At 46.6% G+C, this 19,769-nt stretch carries 17 protein-coding genes and 1 pseudogene; all 18 read right to left on the reverse strand.

What is annotated here, in order from left to right; genetic code table 11:
* Positions 1-268: 268 nt before the first annotated feature.
* The gene (locus GC098_RS17765) at positions 269-2,641 is read right to left on the reverse strand and encodes a glycoside hydrolase family 38 N-terminal domain-containing protein (protein ID WP_171644465.1); all 2,373 of its coding nucleotides are present in this window, start codon (positions 2,639-2,641) and stop codon (positions 269-271) included.
* 55 nt (positions 2,642-2,696) lie between these two features.
* Positions 2,697-3,032, reverse strand: a complete 336-nt coding sequence (locus tag GC098_RS17770; RefSeq protein WP_171644467.1) for a glycosyl hydrolase-related protein — start codon at positions 3,030-3,032, stop codon at positions 2,697-2,699.
* A gap of 20 nt (positions 3,033-3,052) precedes the next feature.
* A pseudogene (locus GC098_RS17775) lies at positions 3,053-5,245 on the reverse strand (alpha-galactosidase).
* A 200-nt stretch (positions 5,246-5,445) separates the two neighbouring features.
* Positions 5,446-7,542, reverse strand: a complete 2,097-nt coding sequence (locus GC098_RS17780; protein ID WP_171644469.1) for a DUF5054 domain-containing protein — start codon at positions 7,540-7,542, stop codon at positions 5,446-5,448.
* Positions 7,543-7,656: 114 nt separating this feature from the next.
* The gene (locus GC098_RS17785) at positions 7,657-8,544 is read right to left on the reverse strand and encodes a carbohydrate ABC transporter permease (protein ID WP_171644471.1); all 888 of its coding nucleotides are present in this window, start codon (positions 8,542-8,544) and stop codon (positions 7,657-7,659) included.
* A 12-nt stretch (positions 8,545-8,556) separates the two neighbouring features.
* Positions 8,557-9,447 (reverse strand): ABC transporter permease, encoded by an 891-nt coding sequence (locus tag GC098_RS17790; protein ID WP_171644473.1) that lies wholly within the window; start codon positions 9,445-9,447, stop codon positions 8,557-8,559.
* A gap of 69 nt (positions 9,448-9,516) precedes the next feature.
* A complete protein-coding gene (locus tag GC098_RS17795) occupies positions 9,517-11,184 on the reverse strand; it encodes an extracellular solute-binding protein (RefSeq protein ID WP_171644475.1) in 1,668 nt (555 codons plus the stop codon).
* Positions 11,185-11,338: 154 nt separating this feature from the next.
* Positions 11,339-11,461 carry a hypothetical protein gene (locus tag GC098_RS40850; RefSeq protein ID WP_281367087.1) on the reverse strand — a complete coding sequence of 41 codons (123 nt, stop codon included), beginning with the start codon at positions 11,459-11,461 and terminating at the stop codon, positions 11,339-11,341.
* Positions 11,462-11,469: 8 nt separating this feature from the next.
* Complete coding sequence (locus tag GC098_RS17800) at positions 11,470-11,715, reverse strand: sensor histidine kinase (RefSeq protein ID WP_171644476.1); 246 nt, start codon at positions 11,713-11,715, stop codon at positions 11,470-11,472.
* A 141-nt stretch (positions 11,716-11,856) separates the two neighbouring features.
* On the reverse strand, positions 11,857-11,985 hold the full coding sequence (locus GC098_RS40855; RefSeq protein WP_281367088.1) for a hypothetical protein: 129 nt from the start codon (positions 11,983-11,985) through the stop codon (positions 11,857-11,859).
* Between the two features lie 49 nt (positions 11,986-12,034).
* Positions 12,035-12,289: a hypothetical protein gene (locus GC098_RS17805; protein ID WP_171644478.1), complete on the reverse strand. Its 255-nt coding sequence runs from the start codon at positions 12,287-12,289 to the stop codon at positions 12,035-12,037.
* Positions 12,290-12,377: 88 nt separating this feature from the next.
* The gene (locus GC098_RS17810) at positions 12,378-12,761 is read right to left on the reverse strand and encodes a helix-turn-helix domain-containing protein (RefSeq protein ID WP_171644480.1); all 384 of its coding nucleotides are present in this window, start codon (positions 12,759-12,761) and stop codon (positions 12,378-12,380) included.
* Between the two features lie 37 nt (positions 12,762-12,798).
* Positions 12,799-13,758: a response regulator gene (locus GC098_RS17815; RefSeq protein ID WP_171644482.1), complete on the reverse strand. Its 960-nt coding sequence runs from the start codon at positions 13,756-13,758 to the stop codon at positions 12,799-12,801.
* A 246-nt stretch (positions 13,759-14,004) separates the two neighbouring features.
* Positions 14,005-14,196 (reverse strand): ROK family protein, encoded by a 192-nt coding sequence (locus tag GC098_RS40860; protein ID WP_171644487.1) that lies wholly within the window; start codon positions 14,194-14,196, stop codon positions 14,005-14,007.
* Between the two features lie 260 nt (positions 14,197-14,456).
* Complete coding sequence (locus GC098_RS17825; RefSeq protein ID WP_171644484.1) at positions 14,457-17,048, reverse strand: glycoside hydrolase family 38 N-terminal domain-containing protein; 2,592 nt, start codon at positions 17,046-17,048, stop codon at positions 14,457-14,459.
* Positions 17,049-17,374: 326 nt separating this feature from the next.
* Positions 17,375-17,716 carry an ABC transporter permease family protein gene (locus GC098_RS17830; protein ID WP_216625316.1) on the reverse strand — a complete coding sequence of 114 codons (342 nt, stop codon included), beginning with the start codon at positions 17,714-17,716 and terminating at the stop codon, positions 17,375-17,377.
* 48 nt (positions 17,717-17,764) lie between these two features.
* Positions 17,765-17,947, reverse strand: a complete 183-nt coding sequence (locus tag GC098_RS17835) for a hypothetical protein (RefSeq protein ID WP_171644463.1) — start codon at positions 17,945-17,947, stop codon at positions 17,765-17,767.
* Positions 17,948-18,014: 67 nt separating this feature from the next.
* Positions 18,015-19,682, reverse strand: coding sequence for an extracellular solute-binding protein (locus tag GC098_RS17840; RefSeq protein WP_171644485.1), 1,668 nt, complete (start codon positions 19,680-19,682; stop codon positions 18,015-18,017).
* Between the last annotated feature and the right edge of the window lie 87 nt (positions 19,683-19,769).

The raw sequence follows: 19,769 nt of genomic DNA on the forward strand, positions 1-19,769 counted from the left end.
CCCCCCCTAAGTTTTCACTCATTCTAACACAAATGATCGAAAATGTTCAAAACCTATCCCTTATTATGAGAACTATTCGAGTTCGTCTTTGAATGAATTGGTATTGAAGACCTTTTAGGAAACTTTTATATAGAAAAAAGACGTGACTGGCTTGATCGTTACCTAAACCCCAGAAATACCAGGTGTTACCACGAAGTACATAACTCATGTCTCTATAAAGGAAAAGACCATTAATTCTACTTTAGTAGAATTAATGGTCTTTGTAACCTTAATATCTTATTGCTAAGAAATCATAGTTGTTTTCCTGACAAGCACGTATCGCTGTCGCGTAATCATTATACGCTTGATTGACATCTATTGTATAGCGGAACTCGTAAAAGCCGCCACTAGAGGCTTTAAAATTCGTATCCCACTTATTATTGGTTAGCCATGAATATAACGGCCCTGTAGGTTCAATTTGTTCTGTATAGTCCCATAATCGAAGCTTCCCGATATGCACCATAGGGGCATCCAAGGTAGTAATTGAAATTCCCAGGTCATTACCTACCAACGATGCTCCACTTTGAATAGAATAATAGTCGCAACACGCATTTGGAAGCTGATCGATGCACGGCCGTATGGCTGCACCCGCTTTATCTAAGTACCAGAACCCTTGCTCCGTTTGGAAAGGGAATGCGGTATACATGCCATCTGGATCCAAAATGTTTTCCTTGTTCAATCTCACAGACATGTCGAAACGAGAGCCAGATCTGTAAAATTTATATTCAATCGCATACGAGTGCGCACCTCGAATATCGTATTCGAATTCCCATGTCTCATAGAAGCTATTGCTTCCTGTATTTGTAATTCGCTTGATTTGTCCGTGAAAAACTTCGCCTTTCGGAATCTTACGAGACTTATAACCAAAGCCTGCCGGTTCCCAACGATTGGCCCCTTCAAAAAGCTGATACAGAGGTGCGCCTAGGCCTGATGCTCCGTCCACTAAGAGTGACTTTTCGCTTGGTTTATGGATGAGGGTATGCACACCCTTCTTATCGTCCCACTCTACGCGCAACAAGTCATTCTCGAAGCATCCCATCCCCTTTGCCACTCCTATTGCGGATTCTGCTTCTGCCTTATGGGATTCATCGGTTACGATCAAGAACTCGAGTTTTAATTCTCTCTCTTCCAAAGGTTCCATTTGGAGCTGGATGCATAATTCTTGTCCCCGCAGGGAATGATTCACACGTTCAAAGGGATATTGGCGCCCCTGCAAATCTACCACTCGGACCTCCTGTTCAAATATAGGAGATTCCCAGTAATCAAGCGACAAATATGCAAGCGACATTCTCGCTTCGATCGAAGGATTCATGACCTTGTAAATAAAAATCCTCCGAGCAGTAAAATCACCTTGGCCCTTGCCGGCAAGTACTTTATCTAATGCTATGCATGCCAGTTCATCTGCCTCAACCGCATACTTGGTTTTGCGTAAAAGCAACTGCTGCACGCGAAAATCATAAGGTCTATGCAAAGAGGCGGAGTGACCCCAAGTATGTTCGGCATACAGGACAAGCGCACTGATAACGGACTTCCATTCTTCATCAGTTACATACTCACGCTCCGGATCCAACCGTTCAGCCACCCGTTTCGTACGCTGTGCGTTGCGAAATAAAGACGTTTCCAGAGCAGTAGAGATGACGCCATCCGTCCACCAATCGTTCCAATCACCACGGTAGATAGGAATATCCAGCACCGCGGATTCCAAGTACGCAAAATATTCTGCTAACGTTGCAGTTCGCAATTCAATTTGATCTCCATGTTTTTGGTTCCACTGCCGGATCAATTCACAATAGGAGTCTGTCGGAGGACTATTGTCGGTGTATAATCCGGATCCCATGATCGGTAAAAATCCGTATTCATAGCCGTCATTTCGCAGCCCCTCCACGAGTGGAAACAAGGATTTCTCGGCGTACCCAATATCCTGAACATCGACATATTTATGAATATCTTCAACGGAAAGTCCGGGAATCATCGGATTGCCGACCAGATTGTATCCAGGCATGATCCCCAATAAGTTCGCTTTGTGATACTGCAAGCCTTGCCAGACCAAAATACGATTCCCTTGCGGTGACTCCCAATAGAACGGCACATTTGGTTTGCCGAAAGGACAGCCGCCATGATGGGTATTAATATTTGTAGATAAATATTTCACTCCCGCATCATACAAAGCGTCAACCATTCCCCATGAGAACCCGTTCACATCGCAAGACATGGCACTGACCAAGGGAATGCCTTCTTCTCTTGCAAACTTAATCGATGGTTTTAACGTATCTCTCAAATGTCCTTCATCCAGAAGTTCGGTCAAATGCAGATAGAATGCCGTCAGTTCTATGTTTCCGCTTTTTAAAGCTTCAACCAGTTTCGCCCTTCCTGAGGATCCGGTTTTACTTAAATATTTCTCAACCGCCCAGAATCCTTCAAGCATAAATTTGAATTTGGCATTGTCGTCCCTGGATAATTGTTCTGGGGAAAGCGCCAGATCAACTGCTTGCTCTACAAACTGCGTTTGATACTCGGTGATTACTTCTTGACGTTCCGTATATCCGATATCAATATGTGCATGCTGAATGATAAAAAAAGTGAATGGCTTTTTACTCGGCATGGATAAATTCCTCCTTTGAAATAATACGGTTCGCTACGATCCACGAATTCCACTCCTATTCAAGAATCATTAGCAAAAGCAGTATTTGATTGGCTTCCAGATTTAATTCAAGCGAACCATTTATATTTATATTCATTTCCATTTGTTTCACTTCCAGAACATTCGTCTTGAACACAGCTTCAATTTTTCTACTCGGAAAATGAAGCTGTGTTGCCACTAGCTGATCCGTGCAATTGCTGAGGCGCACAATATTACCTTCCTCAGCCGGTTTTATGTCAAAAATTTGCACGCCACTTCCACTAATCTCAATAAATTGTACGGAGACATCTTCCATACAATTTATAACTGCCGTTGTGAATATAGGCGCTATGGCTTGGGTCGACGTCTGCATGACATTTGCTGGATATCGGATTATTCCTCCATACGGAAACGGAAGAACTTGCTTTGGAAATCTCCATGCTGGAGCGGCAAAGCGAGTCCCGAATACATGAGCTCGTCACCGCCGTACAGTTCGTCTGTATCCACATTGCGGTAATTCCGCTCAGGGTCAAGCCCTTTTAGCTTCAACATTTGGAAAGGGCTGTTTGGCTCGGCCAAAATGTTAAAGTAGCAGGCCAAAACATCTTTCCCATCCTCGGATACGAACATCCATGCGGCATCCAAGCCTTCGAAAGGGCTCAGCAGCCGATAAAAAAGCCCGAATTGCACGAACTCACGCAGCTCTTTATATAAAGCAACCTGCTGTATGGCCAGTTCCCTTTCTTCCTCAGTAAACGTCGTTAAATCAAGCTCATAACCGAAATTTCCGGACATAGCCACATCGCCGCGCATCTTGAGGGAAGTAACCCGGTGAATCATATGATTAGGCACGGCGGACACATGGGCACCCATCGAGCTAATCGGATAGACGAGGCTAGTACCGAACTGGATTTTCAGCCGCACGATGGCATCCGTATTATCGCTCGTCCACGTTTGCGGCATATAGTGCAGAATACCGTGGTCAAAGCGTCCGCCGCCGCCGCCGGAGCAGCTTTCAAAGAGCACATGAGGAAATGAAGATGTTATCCGCTCCATGACGGAATACAGGCCGAGCATGTATCTGTGGGCCGTTTCCCTTTGACGCTCCGACGGGAGTGCTGCTGAGCCGATCTCCGTCAAATGCCGATTCATGTCCCATTTCACATAGGTAATCGGAGCGCTTCCAAGCACGCGGGATACCGACTCCACGATGTATTCGCACACCTCGGGGCGGGTTAGATCGAGAATCAGCTGATTTCGTCCTTCGGATCGTGTACGGTCCGGCACATGCAGGCACCAGTCAGGATGTGCCCTGTATAGCTCGCTGTCGCGGGAAACCATCTCAGGCTCGAACCAGAGACCGAATTGCATGCCCAGTTTATTTACCCGTTCTACGAGATCCTACAGACCGTCTTCCAACTTGGTTTTATTAACGAACCAATCGCCCAGCGAAGTCGTATCATCATTGCGCTTACCGAACCAGCCATCGTCCAGTACGAACAGCTCGATGCCCAGATCTCGGCCGGCTTTGGCGATCTGCTCGATTTTCTCGGCATTGAAGTCAAAATATGTCGCTTCCCAGTTATTAATCAGCACCCGACGCGGCTTGTCACGGAACTCCCCACGGCAAAGACGCGTCCGATACAGCTCGTGGTACGTCTGAGACATACCGTTAAGCCCCTTGTTCGAATACACCATCACCGCCTCCGGCGTTTGGAACGATTCACCGGGCGACAGAAGCCAACTGAAATCGAACGGGTTGATCCCAATCGATACGCGGGCGGTATGCATCTGGTCAACTTCCACGGAAGCAAGAAAATTGCCGCTGTATACCAGATTGAAGCCATATACGCTGCCGTTGTCCTCGGTGGCGTCGTGTGAAAGCAGAGCGAGGAACGGGTTATGCTGGTGACTGCTTGCACCGCGACGGCTCTCAATGGACTGGGTGCCCGGCTTAAGAGCCCATTTCTCAATGTAGCGTTCTCTCGACCAAGCCCCGGACAAATGCAGCATGTCTAACTTGTCATGTGCAAAGTCAACATTCAGGCTGAGCGCGCGCAGCAGCTTGAGCGCCTTTTCTCCGTTATTCACAAAGCGGACGCTGCGGGCAATGGCATCATGCCGTTCAAATGCGGTATAGCTTAGAATCACCTGAAGCTGAGTGAGCTTGTCCTCCAGCACGATCTCCAGCGTCTTCGCTTCGGAATCGTCTTCCGTGTAGGTAGCGAGTAGGCCACTTAGCGGAGCTTTTCCTTGCGTAATCGTATGGGACACATAAAGTAAATCCGTTACCGTAGTACCGTTATCGAGTTGCACCTGATAAGCCGGTTGGCGAAAATCTGAATTCCCGTATCCGGGATACTCCAGCGGAAGTATGTCCAAGGAATAGGATTTGTCGTGCAGATCGGGAGTCGGGGAGAAAGCACGATCAACCGAGCGAATGATACGATCCGATTTTACATCACGGACACGATCACCCCAATGCAAATGGGCCAAGTGGCCCGATTTATATACCTGCAAAATGTAGCTTGTGCGGCCCGCTTGTAAATAGAATAAGCGCTGACCTTCATCATAAAATATGGACATTGGCAAGAACACTTCATACTTTTTAAATTTCTAAAGTTACTAATTTACTCGCAAAATAAACAGAACACTGCATGCCTCTTGGCATAATTAAACCACCATAAAATAACCGACGAGAGGGAGAGTCCTGGGGCGCACCGTATTGCTCACAAGCGGCAGAAGGCATCTTGAGAGAATAGCCGCGCCCTCGTTCGTCAGCTTGACTACGAGAGCTTGATCGCAGACTGCAGCGTTAACCGAAACCGATATTTCATGTCATCCTCGAACCACATCGGGAAATTGGTACCCCAAGAATTATTGTGCAGATTAAAATGAAAGCCATCCGCGAGTGGAGCAAACGTATTGTCAAATTGCAGCAATCGTCTTTCACCTGGGCAAACTACAGGCGCATCTAGTGTCTCAATCACGACACTTCCATCCGCACCTTCATAATAAAGTCCTGTATTCACAGCGTGCATATTCCGATTTCCGTTCTTTACTACCGACAACGGCGAAATCCGTGTACCCAGTTTATCCATTGTCCACATATTCGGACTGTCAACGCAAGGGACAAACGAGAACCAACTTGCTTCCGGCAAACGGCATGCCGGTTTATCCATCCAGTTCAACTCCACATCGATGTTAAAATCGTTATGATGGAACGTATAAACGATCTCGAGCTGATGAGGTGCGCCATAGTACTTGCAAGCATCGGAAGGCATCTCCAATTGAGCCGATACTTTGTCGGCGTCCGCTCGCCTTTCCAATTGAAGATTTCTTAGAATCGGACGGTACTGCTTATGTTCCGGTTTAGGCTCTGCATATTCAATTCCGGGCTTGGCCTGATCGGGAATCGCCCAAATATAATTCTTTTTCATGTCAATCGTATATTCCTTAATAAAGCGGTCGTAGTTTTCTTGGCCGAACGTTTCATAACGGTAGGCAGCCAACCTATTTCCATCATTTGCCCATACTTTCCCATTACTATCAACCAGTTGTTCGATAGAACCGTCAGAATCGAAGCTAACTCGAAATTTCCCTAACGTATAGCATCGGTTCATTTCAAGATTTTCAATGTTTTCGGCGTCATTCGAATGAGATGAACGGACAGGGTTCAAGCTGTCTAACACTTTCTTTGCTTCGATTTGCAATTCCGAACTTAGCGCTGACAGCGCCTGATCCAGATATGCGCGCTGCTCCTCCCACGAACTTTCAAAGTGCCGATAGCTGCGCTCCTCCAATCGTTTAAGTCGATCAAACGTAGCATAATACGGACCTTGAACCGCTTCATCCCTAAATTGATCCTTCGATCTCGCCGCCGTAAAATCCTCAGCAGAGTAATTTACGTAGTCCGCCAAATATGTTTTCTCATCCAACCCCCAAGTATGCTCTGTGACCAACATGAGACGATTGCAAAACTTAGCGTAACTTTCGCCATTTGGATCAAGAGAACCCGTATTCACCCATTTATCCCTTAATCGAAGTAGTTCCCGGAAGTGTGCTACTTTCAACGGATCAGAAGCCGTGCCCTGGATCCACGAATCACCTATTTCCTCACTAACGACCGGAAGCACATGCTTACATTCCAGCAACTTTTCGGCGAATGCGTCCAGTGTTGACGCGGCAATTTCCGCACCCAGGTATTCAGCTTGCAAGTGTTTGTACAGCCACTCTATATCTTCTAAGGAAGAAGGACCGTTATTATCGCCTGTGTGGGCAAAATAGAGCACATCCTCAAGTCCCTCCACTTCCAGAGCTTGACCATAATCACCGGCATAGTTCACGATCAGCTCTGAGCCGTCGCTAGCCCTCCAAACAAACGCTTGCGGGACGCACGGAGGCTTGCAGGAAGGATTTACTCCAATATGCAGATAACGAATTCCGTAACTAGCCAATATAGGTACGATGCCGATCGTATGTCCCGGGACATCCGTCATTTTCGCGGCAATGGTTTTTTTCCCGAATCGTTGATCCAACTTCTTGGAAATCGACAAACCATATTCAAGCAGTGTTTTATCCATCAATTCCGTATGGGTTGTAAAAGGAAGACCGTGCCAGGCAATGTCTCCTCTGCTTATTGCATCCTCCATTTGGATCCGCTGCTCTACCGACGCGGTTTGCAAATATTCCTCGATCAGCCAAGACCCCACTGTCCAAATAAATTTCGACCGTCCGTCATCGCTTTGCATACGTTCAGACAATGATAAGGCTTGAGGAATAAACGAATTCATATACTTGTCAACCACATTAGCCGCAAGATCGGTAAACCCGATATCCAAATGCGTTTTGAAAATAACATGTACTTTTTTAACTCTAGTCATAAATTCGTTTTCCTTCCTTCATTCTTTCACAGAGCCGAGTACGAGCTCGTGAATCAAATATTTTTGCAAAATGGATAGATCACCAACAAAGGAAGCATCGTCACAATGACGCCGTTACTCTTTAACTGATCCCATCACGATACCGTGAACGAAATAGCGTTGCATGAACGGATAAATGATCAAAATCGGGATCATGGCGACCATCAGCTTTGCTGCGTTAAGCGTCTTGTCCGATGTCTTCATCGCCGCAATCATTTGTTCGGTCGACATTCCACTCTCCGAATTAAAAGTAAAGACCAATTGCTGAATATACGTCTGAAGCGGGTAGTTTTCCGGCTTGCTCATGAAAATCAGTCCGTCGAAAAAAGCATTCCAGTGCCCGACAATACTGAACAGCGTTACAGTTGCCATCGCCGGAAGGGAAAGCGGAATATATATATGCATCAGCGCATACCATGGGCCAGCGCCGTCTATCTCGGCCGCTTCGTCCAATTCCTTCGGCAGGCTGCGAAAGAAATTCATAATGAGTATGACGCTGAATATGGGAACCGCTCCCGGAAGGACCAAAGACCAGATTGTATTTTGCAAGCCGAGCGTCGTGACGGTCATATACAGAGGAATCAATCCACCTGAAAATAGCATGCAAAAAACGAGGTACCACATGTAGAAGTTTCTCGCAGGGAACTGTCTTATTTCCCTGGACAAAGGATACGCCATGATGACGGTGAGCAAAAAGTTGAGTGCGCCTCCCAAAATAACCCTTTTGACAGAGACGACGAACGCCCGGAAAAACTTTTCGTCTCCGAGAATAATTCGATACGACTCCAAATTGAACCCGATCGGCCAAGCCGTCACCTTTCCTGCGGTCGCTGCGGCTTTATCACTTAAGGAAATCGCTACGGTATACCACATCGGGTAAAGGGATATCAATGCAATAATAACCAAGAAAAACAAGATAATGTAGTCAGCCATCCGATTCGACAGCGTTTGCGACCTAATCATAGAAACCTCCTTCTAAAAAATCCGATAGCCCGTCAATTTATAGGCCAGTCGATATGAAATCGCAATCAAAATGATCGAAACGAACGATTTCATCAAGCCTACGGCAGTGGCCAAGCCATACTGCATTTGTACGATACCAACCCGGTAAACATACGTATCGATAACATCACCAGTGGAATAGACGAGCGGATTATACAGATTGAATATTTGATCGAATCCGGCGTTCAGCACATTGCCAAGACTCAGAGTTGTCAATAGCACGATTGTAGCCATAATCCCAGGAAGCGTAATATGAACCAGCTTATGGAACCGGTTTGCCCCGTCCATTTCCGCCGCTTCGTACAAAGAAGGATTGATCCCGGTCAGAGCGGCCAAGTATACGATGGCGCCGAATCCGAACTCCTTCCACACATCACTCCACACTATGATATGTCGAAACCATGTGTTGCTCGCCAAAAACATGATTGGGTCCAAACCGAAAAGCTTCATAATCTGATTGATAACACCTTCAAGCGAAAACATGTTGACCATAATGCCCGCCAAAATAACCCAAGACATGAAGTGAGGCAAGTACACGATCGTTTGAACGATCCGTTTGAAAGAACGAATTCGAACTTCATTCAAGAGTAAGGCGAATGTGACCGGAACGAAAATGCCGGCAACGATTTTCATTGATGCAATGATCAGCGTATTGAACAGCACTTGCTTGCTGTCCGGAATTTGCAGCATAAAGGTAAAGTTGTCTAACCCGTTCCAATCCTGTTTCCAAATCTGCTTGCCCGGAAGAAAATCTTGAAACGCAATAACGATTCCGAACATCGGAACGATGCAGAAAGTAAACAGCAACAAGGCGCCGGAAAGCAACATGATATGATAGTTCAGAAGTGTCTTTTTATTCCTCATTCCCTCTCACCTTCACAAGAAGCATGGAAGGCGCCAAGTCCGAGAACTTAACGCCTTCCCCTTCTTTACTTATTTTTTCGCTTGTTTTTCAACTTCTTCTGTAACTTCTTTTGTAATTTGTTCGCCACCAAGTCGCTTCCATTCCGTAACGAACGAATCGAAATTATCGACAGGCAGTTCACCCATTACGATTTTCAAGAAGGTTTCATTTTCCAACTTGTCTAAAATGGCCTTTTTCGTCTCCATCGTTTTCGTGACTCCGAAGTAGACGTTGCGCGCGGAAACGAATTTGGCTGGATCGGTTTCCTTCGAACCCTCAATTCTAGCCTGTATTTCGGCCCACATACCTAAATCCTTTTTCGGATTCTCTCTATCTTTCAACACATTGTCATACCTAACCTTGTTATATGGTGCAAGTTTAGACGGGTCTTTCGATTCCAATGCTTTCGTCAAATTCACATAGTCTTGGAATACAACATCTTCTGGTGCGATGTTAATGTTCATCGGCCATACCCACCAGACGACGTTTGCCCCTACATACTTGTCCTCGTCTTTAAACGGCTCTTCTCCTTGAAACTGAATATTCAGCAATTTTATAATCGCTTCGGGATGTTCGTACCCCTTCCTGAGAACCATGTACGAATTGGCCGGATCCTTATCAAACGTATTGAATTTTCCGTCTGCATCGACAGGAACGGAATAGGCCTTCCACACCGCTTTCGGATCGTTCTTGACGGAATCGGGTATCGGACTGCCATACGGACTCCACCATGGTTCCATCACGATGCCTAACTTCCCTGACGCACCAAGCTGGTTAAGATCTGCTTCTTTGCGAATGGCAAATTGCTTGTCGATGATACCCGCCGCATACAAGTCGTGAAGCTTGGCTAACGCCGTTTTCATTTCCGGCAAGATGGAGCTGTAGGAGACGTTGCCCGACTTGTCTCTCATCCACTGGCCTTTATAAGCATGAAGCGATCCGAGTATCGGACTGAAGTTATTCTTCGCTTCATACCTGGACAAATCCGGAATTGACGTTAAGCCGACCGTATCATTCTTACCGTTGCCATCCGGATCTTTCTCGACAAACGCTTTCGCTACAGCAGTCAGATCATCGAGCGTCTTCGGCACTTGCATCCCGAGCTTATCGAGCCAATCCTGCCTGATCCAGGTCAAGCTATGCTGTCCGGCGATGTTCGTACCCGGAAGACCCATCAGCTTGCCGTTTATAGTGGCTCTGTTCAATACGCGACCGTCATAGGAATCGTAACGACTTTTAACAAACGGGCTTACGTACTTCTTATAAACGTCTGTCAGGTCGGTAATCAGATCGGCTTCCGTCAATTGCTTCAGCTGCTTTTCATTCACGAGGAACAAATCCGGAAGTTCTCTGCTCGCGATGGATACAGACAGTTTTTGTTGGTACGCTTCATCCGTTTCCGTCTGCCAAGCATACTTTACTTTAACATTCAATTGTTTCTCGATGTACCGGAAGTACTCATTGTTTTCGATCGTCTCCCCCTCTGGCAGACCAGTATCTTTCGTGTTGATGCCTTTCGCCAAGGTTATCGTAATCGGCTGAGTAAACTTACTAAAAGGATCATCCTTAGCGGCTCCTTGCGTATCTTTCGTTGGGCTCGGCACGGTGCTTGGCGCCGCTTCTTTGCTACCCGTAGTACAAGCCGTCATAAGAAGCATAAGTGACATGAGCACTACTGCGGTTGTCTTGACTCTCATTTTATTCCCCCCATTAGATCGTATATTTACCTTACAAAGCGATTGTACTATACTTCTTGTCCTAGACAGGAGAGAAAACAGTCGATAGCAGGTAGAATTCGATCCTCCGTTTGTGTCATCGCCGACCATTTTCACACCTCCTCCGACTGCATTCCTACTCTAGCGTACCTCTCCACTGCGTCAACGGAATATTCATCATCATCGTCGTACCATGCCCAATGCGGCTTTCAACCCGAAATCGTCCATTATCTGCGTAATGGACGTTGATAATCCGCAATACGTAACTTAGTCCGATGCCGAGACCTGATTTCTTCCTTTCGTTTTCGCTTCATCTCCAAGCCCGTGATACAAAGCATTTTCGACGATCGGCTGCAGAATGAACCGCGGAATCGTCTGGTCAAGCAACGCTTCGTCCACGTCGTAACAGACATCGAACTGGTAATCGTAACGAATGCGCTGGAGCGCCACGTAGTCTTTCAAGGCTTCGAGTTCATCGCCCAGCTTGACGAGGCTGATGCCCCCGTATCGCATTAGCCAGATATTGAACTCCTTCTCAAAATCGCGCAGGCAATTTTGCCGCTTTGAATCTACAAAATATGCGAGGCGTTCATCCCATATTGATACTTGTTGAGAATTTTCTCAAAAAAAAAGGAGATTGGTTTCCATGTACACTTAAATCGTTTGCAGCTCTATTCCAGGGACATTGACCCGTCTTGCCAACGAGAAAACGGTATTCTGACTGTACTTGTACGCTGTTTCATTCGGACCGAAGAACGATCCACCTCTAACGTTTGACAGCAAGGAAGCGATTCGATGGAGAAGTTGTCTCTGATTCCCCGGTTTTGGAACATCACTTTCCCCTCACCCGGAAAAAATAGAGCATAACCCCCAAATACGGATTTGTGACATTAACGAGATTCATATTTTTCTGATGTGACGAAAGCCGATTGAATAATAACGATTGTCCGAAAGTTCCTTCTTGCGAAAGCTGCAGAGAGACATATTCCATATTGCTAAGCGTATTTTCGAGACTCACTCGTGTTTGGGACAGCGTGTTTTGAATCCCGTTTTCGATTTTTTCGTGAAAAATAGTTTGCAAAGCCATATAAGCCCCCCTAGCAAGAGGAGCGGAATTATAGTACTCATCAGGAGCGTTGCAACCAATCGCGTTTTCAGGGAAGACCAGTCGATCTTCATTTAGTCTCTACGCTCCCTTCGTTCGCTTTACGGTATTCCGCTGGATTCATCCCGGCCCGTTCACGGAATATTTTACTGAAATACTTTTCATCCTTATAGCCGGTCTGTTCCGCAATTCGGTAAATCGGGTACTTTGTTTCGACAAGTAGCCGTTTCGCCTTCTCGATCTGCAGAGCCTTCATGTATTCACCGAACGATCTGCCGATGATCGTTTTGAAGCATTCGCTGAAATAGCCGCTGCTTATGTTGAATGTTGCTGCCCCCATGTCGCGATTGACACGCAAATCCTCCAATTGCCGCATATAATAAAGTGCTTTCAAAACGGTGACAATGATTTTGTCAAAGTAAGCGAAGTTTTTATTCTCAGCTTTATCGCACATCGAATCTCAATAAGGATTTGCTTAAACACGTTCCAGCTTACCAACGATTCGGAGATAAATCGTATGCATCCAACTCGCCGCTTCGGAACATTTCGCGCCAAAGACGCACGGATATACGGAGTAATTCCGACAAATATCGGCTGTCCGGTTTCGTATGCTCGATCAAGGCAATCAGACGCTGCCACTCATCCTCCTCATAAAGCCAGCGGAACGAGAACCACACTTCATCAAGCAATTTTGGTTCATCGAGAATTTGTTTGTCCGCCGATTTTGCCGGCATCATCGTCAGTTCGTATACTTTCCGATTCGGTTCGTATTCGTAAAACAAATAAGTCCGAATGTTTACGACGGATAATTCCGGCTTTCCATATACTTTTATAAGGACGTAATCGTTCGATTGAGCTGCATATCGACTTAAGGACGATTCTATTTCGTCATCCGTGCAAGCAATGGACCAAATTTGACCGCCGAGCGGTGTTACGGAAAAAATGCCAGCTTTCATTAAATCGGAAACTGGATCTAGTTGCTTGGTTGTTGACATTAGCGCCAATAAATAAATAGGTCTGTCTTCCGTCTTCGTTTTGGAAATATCCGTTCCCGCCACTGTATTCGTTTCGTCAAACTGGATTCTCTGTACGATTCGCGCCAGCATGTTATCCATACTTTCTTTTTCCAACTGCGTTTTGACGATATAGTCAATTGCTCCGGCACGCATCGCTTCTTGAATGTATTCGAAATCCTGATGACACGTCAGCACGACGATCCAGGTCTTCGGATGCTGAGCGCGAACCGCCTGCATCAGTTCGAAACCGCTCATTATCGGCATCGTCAAATCAACGAACAGCAGGTCGACCTTGTGTTGTTGCATGAAATCGAGTGCCGCCCGACCGTTCCCCGCTTCGCCGACAATTCGGATGTCATATTTACCCCATGGCATCGTGGAAATAAGGCCTTTGCGAACCAGCTTCTCGTCATCCACAATCAATGTATTTAACATTTTGTACCGCCTCGTTCCTTTCGCAATTTCGTTGTAAGGTGACATAATCAAGAAAGGTGCTAGTTCATCCTTTATCTTCTTCAGATATATAGTATCCATAATATCTATCCGATAAAAAAAATGAGGATAGTCCTCTGATAACAATCTATCAGAACTACCCTCTCAATGTTTTTGGAGAACCATTAATATATCCCCTGACGTAATCATAGATCCCCTTAAAAGTGCTTGTATGTGTCTCTTGACTTATTAAAACATGCGTCCTAAGGCCCTGCGAAGCCAATCCCTAACGTCGCTCCGTTGTTTCACCAAGCGTTCATGCTCCAGAAAACAGCCGAGTCCCGTTCCGATTGTTAAGCATACGACCCAGTCTGCGCCTTGGGCTTCCCCATAGACGGCTTCGCCGAGGCCGAACAATGAGGCGTCGTTCTCGAAAGTTATGCGAAACTCCGGGGCAAGCCCCGAATGAGGCTTATCCCGTTCACAAAATCGAAAGGACCGGGAAACGTCATGCCAAGTCCGCTAATCCGCTGGATATCTTGCTCTACTTTGGCGATAACGTCCCTTACAATCCTAACAAAGTGTCAGATAATTCATTCATAATGCCCGCGTTACGTTTTATGCAACGCTACTGAGGAATAATACAGAAACGATGTAAGTGATAAATGTTTCTGTATCTATTACCGAAATGAAACATGGATTTAGCCTTTCACAATGCGAAGGTTCAACCATTGCTTGCCGGTCAAGTTCACTTGTAACTTGCCGCCCTCGACAGTAAGCGCGTTGATGTTTTCTTCCACAATCGTCGTTGTATACGCTTGTAGATTCGAATAGCCTGGAATTTCGATTGCAGCCGAAGTCGATTGATCCAGCAAGTTTTGTAATCGCAGGATCATGCCGTTTCCGTCGGCTGCCGGTTTGATATACGCAGGGACGATACCATCCCCCGTAAATTTCAAAAGCTCGCCTGTTTGTTCGCCTTCGCTGTGAATCATTGGGAATATTTGAACCGGATGAGAAGCCTCTACCGCTTTTTTCGCGGCTTCTTCCGGATTAAACTTCGCAAACGTCGACAGCACGTATTTAAATTCCAATCTTCCTGGCTGACTAGCTCTGAAGTTCGTATCCCAGTAGTTGTTCATCGGCCATGCCAGCAAGAGCGGATTTTCATCGCGCGGAATCGTCTTTTGCTCTTTGCCGAAATTGAATCCGCCGATTTGGACGAGCGGGGCATCCGGACAAGCTAACGTCACGCCATGTTTGCCATCAAAGACGGAAACCGTCTGATCGACAGTAACCCAATCTTTGCTCACGGTCGGCAACTGATCGGCGTCCAGGCTAACAAAAGCTCCGGCACTATCGAATACTGCGTTCCAATCGCGCTCAAGCTGCAACGGAAAGGCGAAGTAAATGGATTCGGGTTCTCGAACGTCAAGTTTTTCGACCACCGCGTACAATTCGATGTCGGCACGATGCGCGAAGAACGTAATTTTTTGTTCCAATCGCTTCACGCCCGGTGCTGTCCAGATCAGCTTCAGTGTTGCGCCTGCCGAGTGTTTATCGACGCTGCACGAAACGAGTTTCTCTGCGCCTGTACGGCTTGCCTTCCAATTATGGTTCCAATTGCTGATGCTGTTGTTGCAATCATCAATATTACGATCATTCAACGTTGCGCGATGTTGTTTATTAAGCAACGGATTCGGCGTCTCGTGCACGAATTGGAATAACGTCCATTCGCTGTTCGGGTCGATCATGGACCAGCCGGTCGTTTTGTCGAGCAATTCCTTAATCCTGCCGGTTGCTTGATCGTAGCTCATTCGATAGTATGGGGTCTCAATCCCTTGATCCGTCACGTGGACAAGCTCTTCGGACGACTCGGCGGCGGCTTTTTCAATCGGCAGCTTCTTGTAGCTGAAAGGCGGCAACGTGACGGTGCCGTAAGACTTCGTTGTCCAATCCACGTCGTAATTGTTTTGTCTCCCAATAAATCGGAAGGCCGACGTGTTTCTGCCTTCGAGCATATATTCACGCGGAATATGGATGTCGCACGTTTGCTCAATATGCGTTGGATTGACGAGCAGCAAGCTACCTAATGGTCCCGACTGCAACGGGTTCCCTGCGAGTTGTTCCAGCTGTTGATTGAGCACGTAGCTTGCGAGGCTGTTTGCCTGATAGGCGAAATGCGCCTTATGCATCCATTGCGTTTTCGTAAATAAAGAATCCGGATTGGTGATGGACTCATTCGCTCCCCACGTATGTTCGTCGTACATGAGCGCCTGATCCCACGCTTGATCGTATAAATGGCCGTTACCTAATTGTCCGTTCGGATTAAAGGCCGAAAGAAACTCCGCGCTCTTCAAGCTGACTTTCGTTCTACGGTTCAAACGCGTTTCTTCCGCGGAGCTTGCAGCGCCGAAGTTCCAGAAATCCGTCCAGTCTCCCCGGTATGCTGGGATCGTCTCTGCAGGCTGCTGTTTCAGTTTCTCGAGCAGCATGTCGGGCGTCACAAGGCGAATACGCTGCCGATGTCCTTCCGAATTCCATTTGCGAATCATCGCCATCAACCGTTGATCCGGCGGCGTGTTATCGTACATCGGCACGTTAGTTGCCGACAAATAAATGAAATCGTACGGATATCCTTCGCGCTCAATGCGGGAAATATACTTATCGAGCCCTTCTTTCATCAGTTGCGTGCTTTCTTCATCCAGACGACAGAACGCGGTAAACATGGAGTAATGCTCCCCGTTGAATGTCAGCAGTTCTCTGCCATCCGACGCGACCCAACGGAACGCTCTCGGACGCTGCAGCGGAATGCCGCCAAAGTGAATGTTGATGCCGGTCGTGTACAGTTCGACGCCGGCATCTAGCATCGCTTGCGCGAACTGCCAAGGCTGTCCGTTAATGTCATGAGAAATCGCGGTTCGAATACGCGCGTTAAACTTCTCGCGAAGCTCTTTAACCGGATAAAGTTGACGTGCTAACTGCTCGGCATTGCAAAGCGGAGTCGTGTGCATGTTTAAAGCAGCGATACAAACTTGCCCATTGTCAAGGAAAAATTGGAACTGCTTAACCCTTTCCTCGCTTGCCGTTTCCAGCCATTTCATGACGGGAGCCGTCGCTTCGCAAGTCCAATAAAAGCGCTCGTCTTCTAGGCTATTCTTTGTTTGTTCGCACAAATCCAGCGCTTGATCGATGTACGTTTTTTGTAATTCCCATAACACGGGCTGAGTATGCGTGTATCCTATATCCAAATGACTATGATGGTACACAAGAATTTCCTTAATTTTAGACATCTTGATCTCCCATTCTTATGGTGATGCCATTAACGTTAACTTGCTTTTTTTCGATGATGAGATGATGCGTGCTCGGCAATCGCTTATTCGCAGCTTTCGAGAAATACATCATGGTTTTTGGCGATTTGATCGCCGATAATGATCGCTTCCGGCTTGAAAGCATCTACGACAGGCGTCAGTAACCAATCGCACTCTCGTAGTTCATTACCTTGCCGGATATATATTCGCCGAGCGTAAACAAATTGGCGTCGAGACGATTGGAAAATGTTCGGTTTAGCTCCGTTCGAAGATTTACACCGTACAGAGCCTCAAATTTCCTTCCGCCGCTATTCTTTGACCGATCCAAGCACGATGCCGTGAACGAAGTACCGCTGCAAGAACGGATAAATTAACAAAATCGGGATCATGGCGACCATCGGCTTTGTCGCGTTAAGCGTCTTGTTCGATGCCTTCATCAGTTGGATCAGCTGATCTGAGGCTAAGTTATTCATCGCTTCCGGCGTTATAGTGATGACCAGCTGCTGGATATACGTCTGAAGCGGATTGTTGTCCGGCTTGCTCATGTAAATCAGTCCGTCGAAGAAAGAATTCCAGTGCCCGAAAATACTGAACAGCGTCAAAAGTAGGGCGAATGTGACCGGAACGATAATGCCAGCAACGATTTTCATTGATGCAATGATCAGCGTATTGAACAGCACTTGCTTGCTGTCCGGAATTTACAGCATATAGGTAAAGTTTTCCAATCCGTTCCATTCCTGTTTCCAAATCTGCTTGCCCGGCACAAACCGCTGAAACGCCATGACGACTCCGAACATCGGAACGATGCTGAAAACAAACAGCACCAAGACGCCGGGAATCAGCATGAGATGATAATGCAAAGATGTTTTCTTGTACCTCATTCCCTCACCTTCCCAGAAGCATGAAAGGCGTCAAGTGTTAGACAACTTAACGCCTTCCCCTTCTTTCTTATTTTTTTACTTGTTTTTCAACTTCTTGTTCAACTTCTTTTGTAATTTGATCACCACCAAGCCGCTTCCATTCCGTAACGAACGAATCGAACTTATCAATAGGCTCTTCACCAAGTATGATTTTCAAAAACGTTTCATTTTCCAACTTATCTAGAATGGCTTTTTTCTGCTCCATCGTTTTCGTCTGTCCGAAAAAGACGTTGCGTGCGATAACGTAATTAGCTGGATCGTATTGCGCCGAGCCCTCCATTCTAGCCATCGCTTCGCCCCATGCAGCTATATCCTTTTTCGGATTCTCATCATTTTTCTTCACGTTGTCATACCAAATTTTTACAGCCGGGGAAAGTTTGGACGGATCTTTCGCTTCCCATGCGCTCTTTAATTTGGAATGATCTTTGAATACGACATCTTCATAATCTAGTAGGAGGTCAAACGGCCATACATAAAATGGGATGTTTAGCCCCTTATAGATGTCTTTCGCATCCGGATCAAGCAGACGTCCGGCTTGAACCTGAACATTCAGCACTTTCATAACCGCATCGGGATATTCGTACCCCTTCCTGACAACTAGGTACTTAGCGGCCGGATCCACATCAAACGTATTGAATTTTCCGTCTGCATCGACAGGAACGGAGTAGGCCTTCCACTCCGCTTTCGGATCGTTCTTGACGGAATCGGTAAGAGGACTGCCATACGGACCCCACCATGGTGCCATCACGATGCCTAACTTCCCTGCCGCACCAAGCTCATTAGGATCTTTGCGAATGGCAAATTGCTTGTCGATGATACCCGCCGCATACAAGTCGCGAAGTTTGGCTAAAGCCGTTTTCATTTCCGGCAAAATGGAGCTATAGGAGACGTTGCCCGACTTGTCGCTCATCCACTGGCCTTTATAAGCATGAAGCGCTCCGAGTATCGGACTAAAGTTATTCATAGAGTTATACCCGGACAATTCCTGAGATCCCGTTAAGCCGTACGTATCATTTTGCCCGTTGCCATCCGGATCTTTCTCGATAAACGCTTTCGCCACAGTAGCCAGATCATCGAGCGTCTTCGGCGCTTTCATCCCGAGTTTATCGAGCCAATCCTGCCTGATCCAGGTGATGGTATGTACTCCGCCGATGTTCGTATACGGAAGACTCATCAGTTTGCCATTTATTGTTGCTCTGTTCAAGACACGATCCCCATAGGATTCGTAATAACCTTTAACAAGCGGGCTTGCCAGCTTCTGATAAACGTTTGTCAGGTCGGCAATCAGATCGGCTTCCGCCAATTGCTTCATCTGCTTTTCATTCACGATGAACGCATCCGGAATATCTCTGCTCGCGATGGATACAGACAATTTTTGATTGTAAGCTTCAAGCGTTTCCGTCTGCCAAGCATACTTTACTTTGACATTCAATTTTTTCTCGATGTACCGGAAGTATTCGTTGTTGTCGACCGTGTCCCCATTTGGCAGATTAATGTCTTTCGTGTTGATTGCTTTCCCCAGGCTTAGCGTAATCGGCTGAGTAAACTTACTAAAAGGATCATCCTTAGCGGCTCCTTGCGTATCTTTCGTTTGGCTCGGCACGGTGCTTGGCGCCGCTTCTTTGCTACCCGTAGTACAAGCCGTCATAAGGAGCGTAAGCGACATGAGCACTACTGCGGTTGTTTTGACCTTCATTTTATTTCCCCCTTAGATCGAATATTTACCTTACAAAACCAGTGTACTATGCTTCTTGTCCTAGACAGGAGCGAAAACAGTCGATAA

Origin of the sequence: Paenibacillus phytorum, assembly GCF_013141715.1 — a bacterium.
Taxonomy (GTDB): Bacteria; Bacillota; Bacilli; order Paenibacillales; family NBRC-103111; genus Paenibacillus_E; species Paenibacillus_E phytorum.